Source organism: Streptomyces sp. ITFR-16, from assembly GCF_031844705.1.
Classification (GTDB): Bacteria; Actinomycetota; Actinomycetes; order Streptomycetales; family Streptomycetaceae; genus Streptomyces.
In genome coordinates this window covers 4374454-4387497 of sequence record NZ_CP134609.1, presented here as the reverse complement: position 1 = coordinate 4387497, position 13044 = coordinate 4374454, and the positions used below count along the sequence as shown (strand labels likewise).

General features: G+C 72.2%; 14 protein-coding genes. 6 read left to right on the top strand and 8 right to left on the bottom strand.

Annotated features, from left to right (window positions below; genetic code table 11):
- Nucleotides 1–128 precede the first annotated feature (128 nt).
- Complete coding sequence (locus RLT58_RS19420) at nucleotides 129–638, top strand: cupin domain-containing protein (protein WP_311311645.1); 510 nt, start codon at nucleotides 129–131, stop codon at nucleotides 636–638.
- A gap of 62 nt (nucleotides 639–700) precedes the next feature.
- On the opposite strand, the gene RLT58_RS19415 is transcribed toward RLT58_RS19420, so the two are convergent.
- The 3 genes from RLT58_RS19415 to RLT58_RS19405 form a co-directional block, all read right to left on the bottom strand.
- Nucleotides 701–2275, bottom strand: a complete 1575-nt coding sequence (locus RLT58_RS19415; RefSeq protein WP_311311644.1) for a DUF2207 family protein — start codon at nucleotides 2273–2275, stop codon at nucleotides 701–703.
- Nucleotides 2272–2826, bottom strand: coding sequence for a LemA family protein (locus RLT58_RS19410; protein WP_311311643.1), 555 nt, complete (start codon nucleotides 2824–2826; stop codon nucleotides 2272–2274). The genes RLT58_RS19415 and RLT58_RS19410 overlap by 4 nt, the downstream gene beginning before the upstream one ends.
- Before the next feature lie 108 nt (nucleotides 2827–2934).
- A complete protein-coding gene (locus tag RLT58_RS19405) occupies nucleotides 2935–4236 on the bottom strand; it encodes an MFS transporter (protein ID WP_399131652.1) in 1302 nt (433 codons plus the stop codon).
- Nucleotides 4237–4372: 136 nt separating this feature from the next.
- Here RLT58_RS19405 and RLT58_RS19400 point away from each other — a divergent pair, with 136 nt between their 5' ends.
- Nucleotides 4373–4912 carry a CGNR zinc finger domain-containing protein gene (locus RLT58_RS19400; protein ID WP_311311641.1) on the top strand — a complete coding sequence of 180 codons (540 nt, stop codon included), beginning with the start codon at nucleotides 4373–4375 and terminating at the stop codon, nucleotides 4910–4912.
- A 110-nt stretch (nucleotides 4913–5022) separates the two neighbouring features.
- Here RLT58_RS19400 and metG read toward each other — a convergent pair whose 3' ends face one another.
- The 4 genes from metG to RLT58_RS19380 all read right to left on the bottom strand — a co-directional run bounded on the left by metG (nucleotide 5023) and on the right by RLT58_RS19380 (nucleotide 8549).
- On the bottom strand, nucleotides 5023–6750 hold the full coding sequence (metG, locus tag RLT58_RS19395) for a methionine--tRNA ligase (RefSeq protein ID WP_311311640.1): 1728 nt from the start codon (nucleotides 6748–6750) through the stop codon (nucleotides 5023–5025).
- A 259-nt stretch (nucleotides 6751–7009) separates the two neighbouring features.
- Nucleotides 7010–7183, bottom strand: a complete 174-nt coding sequence (locus tag RLT58_RS19390; RefSeq protein ID WP_311311639.1) for a rubredoxin — start codon at nucleotides 7181–7183, stop codon at nucleotides 7010–7012.
- A complete protein-coding gene (locus tag RLT58_RS19385) occupies nucleotides 7180–7383 on the bottom strand; it encodes a rubredoxin (RefSeq protein ID WP_311311638.1) in 204 nt (67 codons plus the stop codon). Before RLT58_RS19385 ends, RLT58_RS19390 begins: the two co-directional genes overlap by 4 nt.
- The gene (locus RLT58_RS19380; protein ID WP_311311637.1) at nucleotides 7380–8549 is read right to left on the bottom strand and encodes an alkane 1-monooxygenase; all 1170 of its coding nucleotides are present in this window, start codon (nucleotides 8547–8549) and stop codon (nucleotides 7380–7382) included. Before RLT58_RS19380 ends, RLT58_RS19385 begins: the two co-directional genes overlap by 4 nt.
- Before the next feature lie 117 nt (nucleotides 8550–8666).
- On the opposite strand from RLT58_RS19380, the gene RLT58_RS19375 reads away from it, so the two are divergent.
- Nucleotides 8667–9260, top strand: a complete 594-nt coding sequence (locus tag RLT58_RS19375; RefSeq protein ID WP_311311636.1) for a TetR/AcrR family transcriptional regulator — start codon at nucleotides 8667–8669, stop codon at nucleotides 9258–9260.
- A gap of 101 nt (nucleotides 9261–9361) precedes the next feature.
- A complete protein-coding gene (locus RLT58_RS19370; RefSeq protein WP_311311635.1) occupies nucleotides 9362–9988 on the top strand; it encodes a precorrin-8X methylmutase in 627 nt (208 codons plus the stop codon).
- A 20-nt stretch (nucleotides 9989–10008) separates the two neighbouring features.
- Here the strand turns inward: RLT58_RS19370 and RLT58_RS19365 are convergent, their stop codons facing one another.
- Nucleotides 10009–10764: a cobalt-precorrin-6A reductase gene (locus RLT58_RS19365; protein ID WP_311311634.1), complete on the bottom strand. Its 756-nt coding sequence runs from the start codon at nucleotides 10762–10764 to the stop codon at nucleotides 10009–10011.
- A gap of 14 nt (nucleotides 10765–10778) precedes the next feature.
- On the opposite strand from RLT58_RS19365, the gene RLT58_RS19360 reads away from it, so the two are divergent.
- Both RLT58_RS19360 and RLT58_RS19355 read left to right on the top strand, forming a co-directional pair.
- Entirely contained in the window at nucleotides 10779–11894 is a 1116-nt protein-coding gene (locus RLT58_RS19360) for a cobalt-precorrin-5B (C(1))-methyltransferase (protein ID WP_311311633.1), read from the top strand.
- Nucleotides 11895–12193: 299 nt separating this feature from the next.
- Entirely contained in the window at nucleotides 12194–12997 is an 804-nt protein-coding gene (locus RLT58_RS19355; RefSeq protein WP_311311632.1) for an SGNH/GDSL hydrolase family protein, read from the top strand.
- Nucleotides 12998–13044 lie beyond the last annotated feature (47 nt).

The window sequence follows — 13044 nt, the reverse complement described above, 5'->3', positions numbered from 1 at the left end:
GCCCGAACGCCCGCGCCGGGACCCGGCCTCCGCGAGCTTCCGTTCCCACATGTCAGCAGCATTGCCGCAGATGAAACGTAAAGGACACCTCTTGACATCCTTTCTGGCGCCGCTCTAGCGTCCTGGCCATGAGTGAACCCCTGACCACTGCCGGCGAGGGTTTCCACCCGCACCTGCACACCACCCCGCAGGACGGCCCGACCGCACCCCTGCACACCCGCCTGCACCACATCCGCGCGGACGCGCTGGACGGGGACACGGCGCAGACCGGGGGGATGCGCCGGTTCGCGGCCATCAGCGGGAAGACCACCGGCTCCGAGAAGCTGTGGATGGGCCAGACCCATGTGGCGCCCTCCACCGCCTCCTCCGACCACCACCACGGGGCGTCGGAGACCGCCATCCATGTGGTCAGCGGACACCCGGAGTTCGTCTTCCTGGACGACTCGGGCGACGAGCCGCAGGAGGTACGGCTGCGCACCTCGCCCGGCGACTACATCTTCGTGCCGCCGTTCGTGCCGCACCGCGAGGAGAACCCGGACCCCACCGAGGAGGCCGTGGTCGTCATCGCCCGGTCGACCCAGGAGGCGATCGTGGTGAACCTCCCCCGCCTGTACGCCCTTTCACCCACGGAGGGCTGACCGGGCCGGGTCCCCGTCCGCCCTCGGCGGGCCGCCCCCTGAAGCAGCGGGGCGGCCGTCACTCAAGAGGCGTTCCGGGGAACCGCCCTCGGGCGGTCGCCCTCCGGGAGGGCGGCGCGCACCAGTTCCGCCGAGCGGATCGTGCGGGTGGCGGGTGAGACCTTCAGCCGTACCTGCGCGCCGGTCGCGATGTCGCGGGAGGCCGCCGGGAGGGCCCAGGCCGTCGTCCGGTCCGTCCCGCCCTCGTCCAGGGCCAGGAAGCGGGCTGTCTGCCTGCCCCGGCGGGACTCCATCCGCAGCACCTCGCCGGTGACCGCGGCGGGTTCGCGCCGCTCCAGGCAGGCGAGCACCAGGTAGTACACGGCCAGCGCGCCGAAGAGCGCGACCGCCGCCAACTCGCCGGGCAGCGGGCCCTCGTGGGCCGCCGCGTCGTGGAAGAAGCCGTGGCTGCCGTCGGCGAAGTTGCCCGGCATCATCGCCAGGAACGCCACCAGCAGCGTCCAGCGGCTGAACTTGCCGGCCACCACCAGGCCGAGCAGCGCGCTGAGCACCCAGCCGGCGCTCAGGATCAGCCCCGGGCGGCGCAGCGAGCCGTCGCTCCCGGCGTCGACCGCCACCGACCAGTCGGGCTGGCGCAGGACCGCGAAGGCGCAGAGCCCCGCCGCCACGGCACCGGCTGCGGCCGCCCACCACAGCAGTTGGGGCGTCGTGCCGCCGAAGCCGGGGCGCAGGCGCGGGTAGCGGATCCGGACCGCGCGCCAGGTTCCTCCGTACAGGGACCAGACGCGCCGGCGGTCGCCGGCGTCGAAGCCGAGGAGCCGGCCGCTCAGGACGGTGACGCCGAGGGCGGTCCCGTACGCGAGATAGCGGTCCCAGACCGTGACGGCCGCGGGCGGCAGCTGGGCGAAGTCCTCGTGGGCGGTCAGCCAGGCGCGCAGTCCGGCCCAGTGCCCGGCGCGTTCGAGGCCCTTCGGGGTCGCCCGCTCGCGCATCGCCTTGCCGAGCAGGTAGGCCAGCGCGGCCCCCGGGGCCACCCCGACGAAGAGCGCGGCGCGGATGTTGTGCCCGCCCATGACCGCGGCCACGGTGAACAGCGAGCCCGGCACGAAGGCGCTGAACAGCAGAGCGCTGCCGAGCAGTGGGCCGAACCGGAAGCGGGACAGGCCGCGCAGCCGGGCCTCCGCGATGATCTCCCGGCGCAGCGCCGTGTTCCAGGCGGCGGCCCGCTTGTCCTCGCGGAAGGCGATGGCCCCGATGGGGGTCCCGCCGTTCACCGCGCGGGCGATGACGCGGTCCAGCACCCGCCGCTCATACGGCTTCAGCTCCCGCGCCGCCCGGCCGGCCTCGGTGATGTGCACCGTGGTGCGGATCGGGTCGTCGCCCGGCTGCCGCAGCTCGACGAGGCCGCGGGCCGCGAGGTCCAGCAGGGTGGCCGCGGCGGCGTGCTCCACGCCCCGCCACTGGTTGCCGAGAAGCGCGACGACGCCCGGCGGTTCGGGGTCGTCCCCGAGTTCCTGGGTCGCGGGCGCCGGGGTGACCACACCGTTGCGGGTGGCGGCCAGCGCGAGCACGAAGACGACGAGCCAGAGCACGATCAGGGCGGCGCCGCCCCAGTAGAGCTGTTCGGTGTGCGTCACGCGAATCTCACCTGGACCGGCTCCTGCGCCGCGCCGGCCGCCTCGAAGTACTCCCGCCGCGCGTGCGCGCCGCCCAGGCCCGCCACGACGTTGCCCGGGAAGCTCTCCAGAGCGGTGTGATAGCTCTGCACGGCGCTGTTGTAGAACTGCCGCGCGTACGCGATCTTGTCCTCCGCCGTCCTCAGCTCGGCCTGCACCGTGCTGAAGTGCTGGTCCGCCTTGAGGTCCGGGTAGTTCTCCGCGAGCGCGAACAGCTTCCCCAGCGTGGCGGTCAGCGCCTCCTCGGCGGCCGCCCGCTCCGTGACACCCAGCTCGCCGCTCACGGCCGCCCCGCGTGCGGCGGTGACCGCCTCGAAGGTGGAGCGCTCATGAGCGGCGTAGCCGCGCGCCCCCTCGACGAGATTCGGAATCAGCTCATGGCGCCGCTTCAACTGCACATCGATCTGCGCCCACGAGGCCTGCGTCTGATTCCGCAGCCGGACGAGCCGGTTGTAGGTCCGGACGACCCACCATCCTGCCGCGATGACACATACCGCAACAACTGCACCCACGATGACACCCACGGCGTCGCCCCCAGAGGCCCTAGAAAGATCCGCCCCCCTGGCCGATCGACGTGATCATATTCCGGTCGTCAAGGGCTTTTGCCGCACGGGGAGCGTTCACTCACCGCCTGCTTCCAGGGACGTTCGCGGGACGTTCCTGAAGAACAGCACGGGAGTGGCCGCCGTCACCACCGCGAAGACCCCGAACGCCAGCTGCATACCGCCCAGTTCGGCGATCAGCCCCGCCAACGCCGCCCCCAGCGGCAGGGCGCCGAAGTTGAAGAGGCGGGCCGCGGCGCCGTAGCGGCCGAGCATGGCGTCCGGCACCCTGCGCTGGGTCAGCGTGCGGGCGTTGACCGACCAGAGCGTGCCGCCCATGCCGCCGAGGAAGGCGCCGGCGGCCACCGCCCAGAGGCTGGTGGTCACGGCGGGCAGCGCCACCATCGCGGTCGTGCCGACCAGGTCGGCGAACATCGCCCGCCGCGCGCCGAGCACCCGGTTGACCCAGGTCACGGTCAGCGCGCCGGCCAGCCCGCCGACCCCGAGGGCGCTGAGCAGGATGCCGTACTCCCGCGAGCCGAGCTCCATGGTCCGCTGGGCGTAGAGCGGCATGAGCGCCAGCCAGGCGCCCCAGACGGCGGAGAGGACGGCGACGATCACCGACAGTGTGCGCAGCAGCCGGTCGTGCCAGAGGAAGCTCACGCCTTCGGCGATGCGGCTGTTGACCGAGACCGGTGCGGCGCCCGGTGCGGCGCCCGGTGCGGCGCCCGCCGGCCGGAAGCGGCCCACCAGCAGGAGCAGCGCGAGGGCGGCGACCGCGTAGGAGGCGCCGATCAGACCGAGCGCCAGGCTCGTGCCCGTGGCCAGCAGCAGCCCGCCGACGAACGGCCCGGCGAACTCCTGCCCCACCGTCTCGGCCCCCACCATCCAGGCGTTGGCGCGCTCCCGTCCCGCCGGCGGCACCGCGGCCGGGACCAGGGCGGAGGCCGAGGTCGAGGCCAGCACGTCGGCGACGCCGAGGACCGCCCCGGCGGTGAACAGCTCACCGAGCGCGATCCCGCCGGCCAGTGCGGAGGAGGTGAGCCAGCCCATCGCGGCCAGCCGCATCCCGTTCGCCACCCAGAGCAGCCCGCGCCGGTCGAAGCGGTCGACGAGCACACCGATGTGCAGGGCGACGAGCAGCCAGGGCAGCGTGAGCGTCAGCGAGACGGCCGTGACCAGCGCGGGCGAGCCGGTGAGCCGGGCGGCGAGCAGCGGGAGGGCCATCTTCATCACGCCGTCGGCGAGGTTGGTCGCGGCGGTGAAGCCGACCAGGACCGCGGTGTTGCGCCGCCCGGGGTCCCGTCGCGGGCCGCCCTCCGCCTTCGCCGTGCCCGGGTCCGTACCGGGTTCCGCCCGTTCGGGCACCGCTGTGGCCATGACCATCCCCTGACTGGCTCGGCGTCTCACCACCTAATGCCTTAGGCGGTGAGATCACTCTGCCGCACCCCCGCACCGCCACGCAACCGGTAAAACGGTTAGGCGGTAGAATCGCGGTGAAGGGGAGGTGCCGCGCATGCTGGAGCCGCCGGCCTCCGCCGTCCTGGTGGAGGCGTTCGTCAACACGGTCGACGTGGAGGAGGCGAGCGACGAGATCGCCACCCCGGCCGGGCTGTCCGCCTGGATGGGGAAGCGCGGTCTGCCCGGCGCCCCCGGTGGGATCACCGCCGGGGTCCACGCGGACTATCTGGCCCTGCGCGCGGGACTCCGCGAGGAGTTGGGCGCCCATGTCGGCGACACCCCCGACCCGGAGCTGCTCGCCGCGGCCGACCGGGTGCTGGCCGGGCACCCGCTGCTGGTCACGGCGCGCGGCACGCTGACGCCCGCGCCCGGACTGCCCCCGGAGCGCGCGTACCTGGCCGCGCTGGCCGTCGCCTGGAACGAGCTGGTCACCACCGGGGACGCCGCCCGGCTCAAGCGCTGCGCGGAGCACACCTGTGCCTGGGCGTTCTGGGACGTGTCGAAGAACCGCAGCCGCCGCTGGTGTTCGATGAAGGTGTGCGGCAACCGCAACAAGTCCCGCTCCTATGCCTCACGGAAGCGGCAGGCGGTCTAGGGCGTGTCGGCGGGCACCAGGCGTGTCGGCGGGCACCAAAGGAGCAGGCCCCGGGCGTCGCGCCCGGGGCCTGCTCCCGTACCACCGTCCCGCTGTGCCGCGCCCTGCTGTCAGGCGTCGGCTCCGGTGCCGCCGAAGCGTTCGCGGTAGGACTCCAGGTCCTCTTCCGTGATCTTCGCGAAGAGGACCGGTGGCACGGTGAAGGCCGTGCCGGCCGGGACCGCGTCCAGGGACGCGGCCTGCTCGGGGGTCACCCAGGTCGCGGTGTCGCCGTCCAGGGCGAACGCACCGCGCATGGCGGCGGCCGAGGCCGGGATGAAGGGCTCGGACACGATCGCGTAGAGGTGGATGAGGTTCATCGCCGTACGCAGGGTGAGGGCCGCACCCTCGGGGTCGGTCTTGATCTCCAGCCAGGGGGCCTTCTCCTCCAGGTAGGAGTTGCCCGCCGACCACAGGGCCCGCAGCGCCGCACCCGCCTTGCGGTACTGGAGGGCGTCCATGTGCTCCTCGTACTCGGCCAGCAGCCGTGCGATCTCCGCGCCGAGCTTCGTCTCGGCCTCGCCCGCCGCCGCGCCGGCCGGGACCTCGTCGCCGAAGCGCTTGCGGGAGAAGGACAGGACCCGGTTGACGAAGTTGCCGAGGGTGTCGGCCAGGTCCTTGTTGACCGTGGCGGCGAAGTGCTCCCAGGTGAACGAGGAGTCGTCCGACTCGGGGGCGTTGGCGATCAGGAAGTAGCGCCAGTAGTCGGCGGGCAGCAGCTCCAGCGCGGCGTCCGTGAAGATGCCGCGCCGCTGCGAGGTGGAGAACTTGCCCCCGTAGTACGTCAGCCAGTTGAAGCCCTTGACGACGTCGACCTTCTTCCACGGCTCGCGGACACCGAGCTCGGTGGCCGGGAACATCACCGTGTGGAAGGGGACGTTGTCCTTCGCCATGAACTGCGTGTAGCGGACGGTGTCGTCGGCCTCGTACCACCAGGACTTCCAGTCGCGGGACTCGCCGTCCGGGGCGGCGTCCGCCCACTCCTTCGTCGCGCCGATGTACTCGATCGGGGCGTCGAACCAGACGTAGAAGACCTTGCCCTCGGCCGCCAGCTCCGGCCAGGTGTCGGCCGGCACCGGCACACCCCAGTCCAGGTCACGGGTGATGGCCCGGTCGTGCAGGCCCTCGGTCAGCCACTTGCGGGCGATCGAGGACGACAGCTGCGGCCACTGCTCCTCGTGACGCCCGACCCACTCCTCGACCTCGTGCTGGAGCCGGGACTGGAGCAGGAACAGGTGCTTGGTCTCACGGACTTCGAGCTCGGTGGAGCCGCTGATCGCCGAGCGCGGGTCGATCAGGTCGGTCGGGTCCAGCACCCGGGTGCAGTTCTCGCACTGGTCGCCGCGGGCCTTGTCGTAGCCGCAGTGCGGGCAGGTCCCCTCGACATACCGGTCGGGCAGGAAGCGGCCGTCGGCCGGCGAGTACACCTGGCGGATCGCCCGCTCCTCGATGAAGCCGTTCTCGTACAGCTTCCGCGCGAAGTGCTGGGTGATCTCGACGTTCTGCCGCGAGGAGCTGCGGCCGAAGTAGTCGAAGGCCAGCCGGAAACCGTCGTACACGGCCTTCTGCGCCTCGTGCGCCTGCGCGCAGAACTCCGCGACCTCCAGCCCGGCCGCCTTGGCCGCCAGCTCGGCCGGCGTCCCGTGCTCGTCCGTCGCGCAGACGTAGAGGACGTCGTGACCGCGCCGGCGGAGGTACCGGGAGTACACATCCGCCGGAAGCATCGACCCGATCATGTTGCCCAGGTGCTTGATCCCGTTGATGTAGGGAAGCGCGCTGGTTACCAGGTGTCGAGCCATCCTCGGATGCTCCATTTCGTACGTACGGCGCCGGTGGCGTGCCACGGCGGACCCGGGTCGGGAGGGTGCAGGGGGAAACGACCTTGGGTCGCCCGGCCGCGTCACACGCGGTGACGGGCAGATCTGCAGACCTCGCAATCGTAGGCCACCGGGGTACCGACGCCGCGAGCCGTTTTGCCCTGCCCGGCCGCTCGTACGCACGGGCGGGCCGGGCCGGGACGGATGTGCACAGGGGGGCGCGGGAGGCAGACCGGACGGCTCAGGCCGGGGTGATCTCGGCCATCTCGAAGTCCGCCTTGGCCGCTCCGCAGTCGGGGCACGACCAGTCGTCGGGGATGTCCTCCCAGCGGGTGCCGGGTGCGAACCCCTCCTCCGGCCAGCCCTTCTCCTCCTCGTAGATCCAGCCGCACACCAGGCACTGCCACGTCTTCATCCGTGCTCCTCGGGCTCGAAGTCGATCTTTTCGCGTACACCGCAGTCGGGGCAGCACCAGTCGTCCGGTACCGCGCTCCAGGGGGTGCCGGCCGGGAAGCCCTCGCGGGGCGCCCCGGTCCGCTCGTCGTAGACATAGGCGCAGACCGGGCAGACGTACCGGCGCGCCGCCGCCCCGGCGGCCGGCTCCGCGGCGCTCATACGGCGCGTCCGTAGCGGGCGAGGAGGGCCTCGCGCTTGGACGGCTGGATGTTCGCCAGCGTGACGTCGCCGTCGTAGTGGGCGATCACCCGGTGGTCCATGACGCGGCGCCACAGGGGCGGGAAGTACGCCAGCACGATCATGCCCGCGTAGCCGGCGGGCAGTTCGGGGGCCTCCTCGAAATGCCGGAGCGCCTGGTAGCGACGGGTGGGGTTGGCGTGGTGGTCGCTGTGGCGCTGGAGGTGGTAGAGGAAGACGTTGGTGGTGACGTTGTCGCTGTTCCAGCTGTGCCGGGGCGCGCAGCGCTCGTACCGCCCCGACGCCGTGCGCCCGCGCAACAGCCCGTAGTGCTCGGTGTAGTTGATGACTTCGAGCAGACAGAATCCGAACACGGCCTGGAAGACGAGGTACGGCAGGATGCCGGGGCCGAAGGCGGCGGTGAGGGCGGCGAAGAGGACGAGCGACATCGCCCAGGCGCTGAGTACGTCGTTGCGCGGCGTCCACGGGCCCTTGCCGAGCCGGGCCAGCCGGGTCTTCTCCAGCCGCCAGGCCGAGGCCAGGCTGCCGGAGACGGTGCGGGGCAGGAAGCGCCAGAAGCTCTCGCCGAGGCGGGCGCTCGCCGGGTCCTCCGGGGTGGCCACCCGGACGTGGTGGCCGCGGTTGTGCTCGATGAAGAAGTGTCCGTACCAGGTCTGCGCGAGGGCGATCCTGGAGAGCCAGCGCTCGACGGACTCCTTCTTGTGGCCCAGCTCGTGCGCGGTGTTGATCCCGATGCCGGCCACACCGCCGAGCGTGAGCGTCAGGCCCAGCCGGTCGGCCACGGACAGGTCGCCCCGGGTGATCAGCCAGCAGCCGAGGACGAGCCCGGCGTACTGCGCGGGCAGGTACAGGAAGATGCACCAGCGGTAGTAGCGGTCCTGCTCCAGCCAGGCCAGCGCGCCGTCCGGCGGGTTCCCGGTGTCCTTGCCGAAGAGCTGGTCGACGACCGGAATGATCCCGTACAGCAGGACGAAACCGGTCCACCAGAAGGCACCGGACCCGGTCCCCGCCACGAGCCCCCAGCTGGCGAACGGGAGCAGGGGCACCACCAGTCCGATGAGCCACAGACAGCGCTTCGGGTCGTGCCAGGTCACCGCAGGCCGCGCGGCGTCGGATGTTGCTGCCATGTGCACACTCCTGACGCGGAGACAGTTATCGACCAAACGTCGAGCATTTAGACAGTTGGCCATCAGAGTGTCAACACTTTGGACAGGATGAAGGTGCGTGGATAGGGTGAAGCCACGATGACGAGGTTCCGCGAGAATGTCCGATCGCTGCTCAGGGACCAGGTCCTGGACGCGGCCTACGAACTCGTCGCCGCCGAGGGCTGGGGCAGGCTGCGGCTGGCAGCGGTCGCACGGATCGCGGGCATCAGCCGGCAGACCCTCTACAACGAGTTCGGTTCCAAGGACGTCATCGGGCAGGCCCTGATCGAACGCGAGGCGGAGCGCTTCCTGACCGGCATCCAGCAGGAGCTGGACGCCCACCGCGACGACCTGGAGGCGGCAGCGGCGGCCGGTGTCGGCTACACCCTGCGCCAGGCGACCGACAACGCGCTGATCAAGTCGGTCCTGACCAGCGCGCGCGGCGGCGAGGACGACCTCCTCGCCTATCTGACCACCCGGCCCGAGCCGGTCTTCAACACCGCCACCGCGATGCTCGACGCCTATGCCGCCGACGCCTGGCCGGAGGTGGACGCGGAGTCGCGCTCCCTGGCCGTGGAGACCATCGTCCGGCTGACGGTGAGCCATATCGTCCAGCCCGGGGCCTCCCCGGAGGAGTCCGCCCGCCGCATCGCCCTCATCACGGTCCGCACCGCCGGGTACCCGCGCCACTGACCCGCCGGGGCGTCCGGGGATACTGCGGACACGGCCCAGGCCCCGCGTCCCGTACCCGTGGCGGCCGTCCCCGACGAAGAGACGACGAGAGCGACAGCACTGTGCACCAGTACGAGAAGGACGGACCGGCCATCTATCGCCAGTCCTTCGCCACCATCCGGGCCGAGGCGGACCTGTCGGGCCTGCCCGCCGATGTCAGCCGGGTGGCGGTCCGGATGATCCACGCCTGCGGCATGGTCGACCTCGTACACGATCTCGCCTTCACCCCGGACGTGGTGAGCCGCGCCCGGGCGGCGCTGCGGGACGGCGCGCCCGTCCTGTGCGACGTGGCGATGGTAGCCAGCGGTATCACCCGGCGGCGGCTGCCCGCGGACAACGAGGTGGTGTGCACCCTGTCCGATCCGGCGGTGCCCGGACTCGCGGCGGAACTCGGTACGACCCGCAGCGCGGCGGCCGTGGAACTGTGGCGCGACCGGCTGGACGGAGCGGTCGTGGCCGTGGGAAACGCGCCCACCGCGCTGTTCCGGCTGCTCGAACTGATCGAGGAGGGGGCCCCGCGACCCGCCGCCGTGATCGGTGTGCCGGTCGGGTTCGTCGGCGCGGCCGAGTCCAAGGACGCGCTGGCCGCGCATCCGTCCGGGCTGCCCCACCTCATCGTGCGCGGGCGGCGCGGCGGCAGCGCGCTGGCCGCGTCCGCCGTCAACGCGCTGGCCAGCGAGGAGGAATGAACCGCACCCCGGGCCCGTGATCAGCGCATGGGGCCGAGGCGGGCGCGCAGCAGGGTGACGGCCTCTTCCGGTGTCCCGGCCACCGCCACCCCGTCCGGGACCGGCGGGCGGCGCACGACGACCACCGGGATCCGCGCCTCGCGGGCCGCGGCGAGCTTGGGCGCGGTGGCCGCCCCGCCGCTGTCCTTCGTGACGAGGACATCGAGGCGGTGCCGGCGGATCAGCGCGCGCTCCCCCTCAAGGGTGAACGGGCCCCGGTCGATGAGCACCTCCATCCTTACGGGGGACGGCGGCTGCGGTGGCTCCACCGACCGCACCAGGAACCACAGCGCGTCCAGCCCCGCGAACGCGGCGAGCCCCGTCCGGCCCGTGGTGAGGAAGACCCGGCCGCCGAGGCCGGAAAGCATCGCCGCCGCCTCCTCCAGCGAGGCCGCCGGATGCCAGTCGTCGCCCTCGCCGGGCACCCAGCCGGGGCGGCGCAGCGCGAGGAGGGGAACATGGGCGGCAGCGGCAGCGGCGGCCGCGTGGAAACTGATCGTCCCGGCGAAAGGATGGGTGGCGTCGATGAGCGCGTCCACCTGGTGCGTACGCAGCCATGCGGCCAGGCCGTCGGCTCCGCCGAACCCGCCGACGCGCACCTCACCGGGCAGCGGCGCGGGCCCGGCCACCCGGCCGGCCAGCGAACTCGTCACCCGGGCCCCCTCGGGCAGCTCCGCGACCAGCAGCCCGGCCAGCCGGCGGGCCTCGGCCGTCCCGCCGAGTACGAGCACATGCATCGGGGCGGCCCTCCATGGGTGAGGCGACGGGCGGACGCGGCGCCCAACTCAAGCACACCGGTCTGCGGCCGGGCTGGACCACCGGCGCCTGTGCCACCGCGGCCGCCACCGCCGCGTACACGGCCCTGCTGACCGGCGACTTCCCCGACCCGGTGACGATCACCCTGCCCGGGGACCGCACGCCCGCCTTCGCGCTCGCCGTGGAGGAGCTGGCCGGGGACCTGGCCACGGCCGGGATCGTCAAGGACGCGGGCGACGACCCCGACGTCACCCACGGCGCTCTCGTACGGGCCACCGTGCGGACGCTGCCGCCGGGCGCGGGCGTGGTCTTCCGGGCCGGTCCCGGCGTGGGGACGGTGACCCTGCCGGGGCTGCCGCTCGACGTCGGCGAGCCCGCGGTCAACCCCGTCCCGCGCCGCATGATGCGCGAGCACATCGGCCGGGTCGCGGCGGAGCACGGGGGCGCGGGGGACGTGGAGATCACGCTCTCGGTGGACGACGGCGAGGAGATCGCCCGCTCCACCTGGAACCCCCGGCTGGGCATCCTCGGCGGCCTCTCGATCCTCGGGACGACCGGGGTGGTCGTGCCGTACTCCTGCTCGGCCTGGATCGACTCGATCCGCCGGGGCGTGGACGTGGCCCTGGCCGCCGGCCGGACCCATGTGGCGGGCTGCACGGGGTCCACCTCCGAGAAGACCGTCGTCGCCGCGTACGGTCTTCCGGAGATCGCGCTCCTGGACATGGGCGACTTCGCGGGCGCGGTGCTCAAGTACATCCGCCGCCATCCGGTCGAACGGCTCACCGTCTGCGGCGGTTTCGCCAAGCTGTCCAAGCTCGCCGCCGGCCATCTCGACCTGCACTCCGGGCGCTCCCAGGTCGATCCCGGCTTCCTCGCCGAGCTGGCCCGGCGGGGCGGCGCCGACGAGGCGCTGGCCGCCGAGGTCGCCGCCGCGAACACCGGTCTCGCGGCGCTCCGCTCCTGTCTCGCGCGGGGTGTGCCGCTCGGCGATCTGGTGGCCGTGGCGGCGCGGGACGAGGCGCTGTCGGTCCTGCGGGGGGCGCCGGTCGCCGTCGACGTCATCTGCGTCGACCGGGCGGGCACGATCGTCGGACGCAGCGACGTCCGCTGAGGTCCGGCCTCTCCCCCACCCCCCTCCATTGGCTCAAAAAGCATGCTTTCCCCCTCGTACGGCCCTCGTTCGGCTTTCGTTCCGCTTCCTGTGAAGTGATGACCCGGTCGTCGTAAAAACCTTTGTTTCAGGGGGAGTTCAAGGTTTATCTACGCGCGGAGCTACGAGTCCCGAACGATCATTCGGGCAAATCCGACGGGTTCCCGCCTGGCTATTACCGACTGGTACCGGAAGCTGCTAGAACAGGTGACGCTCACTCAACCCCCCACCCACCCCCACACTTCGGAGGGCTGACAGCTATGTCAGTACGGAGATTCTGGGCGTCCGCATCCACTCTGATCCTCGCCGCCACGGCTGCTCTGGGCCTGGCCCAGCCCGCCTCGGCAACCTCGGCCGCCGCCGGCGGGTACGTCGCCCTCGGCGACTCGTACTCGTCCGGTGTCGGCGCGGGGAGCTATCTCTCCGACAGCGGTGACTGCCGCCGCAGCACCAACGCCTATCCCTACCTCTGGGCGGCGGCGAACTCCCCGTCCTCGTTCACCTTCGTCGCCTGTTCGGGCGCCACCACGAGCTCCGTGGCGAGCACCCAGCTCAGTGCGCTGAGCGCGTCCACCGCGCTGGTGAGCGTGACCGCCGGCGGCAATGACGTCGGCTTCGCCGATGTCATGCAGGACTGCGTGCTCTCCGGCGAGTCGGCCTGCCTCGCCGCCGTGGACACCGCCGTCGGGAAGATGAACAGCTCGCTTCCCTCCGGTCTGAGTTCGCTCTACTCCTCCATCCACTCCAAGGCCCCGCAGGCGCATGTCGTCGTCCTGGGCTACCCGCGCTTCTACAAGATCTCCGGCAGCTGCATCGCCGGTCTCTCGGAGGCCGAGCGCTCGGCGATCAACAACGCGTCCGACGTGATGAACGGCGTCATCGCCAAGCAGGCGGCCGATGCCGGATTCACCTTCTCCAGCGTCGTCGACGAATTCACCGGGCACGAGCTGTGCTCGGGCGACCCGTGGCTCCACAGCGTGTCGATCCCCGTCTACAACTCGTACCACCCGAAGGCCGAGGGCCAGTCGGGCGGCTATCTGCCCGCCTTCCGCTCGGTCGCGTAGCACGCCCGTACCGAGGCCGCCTGCACGGCGCCGCTCCGGAGTCCCCG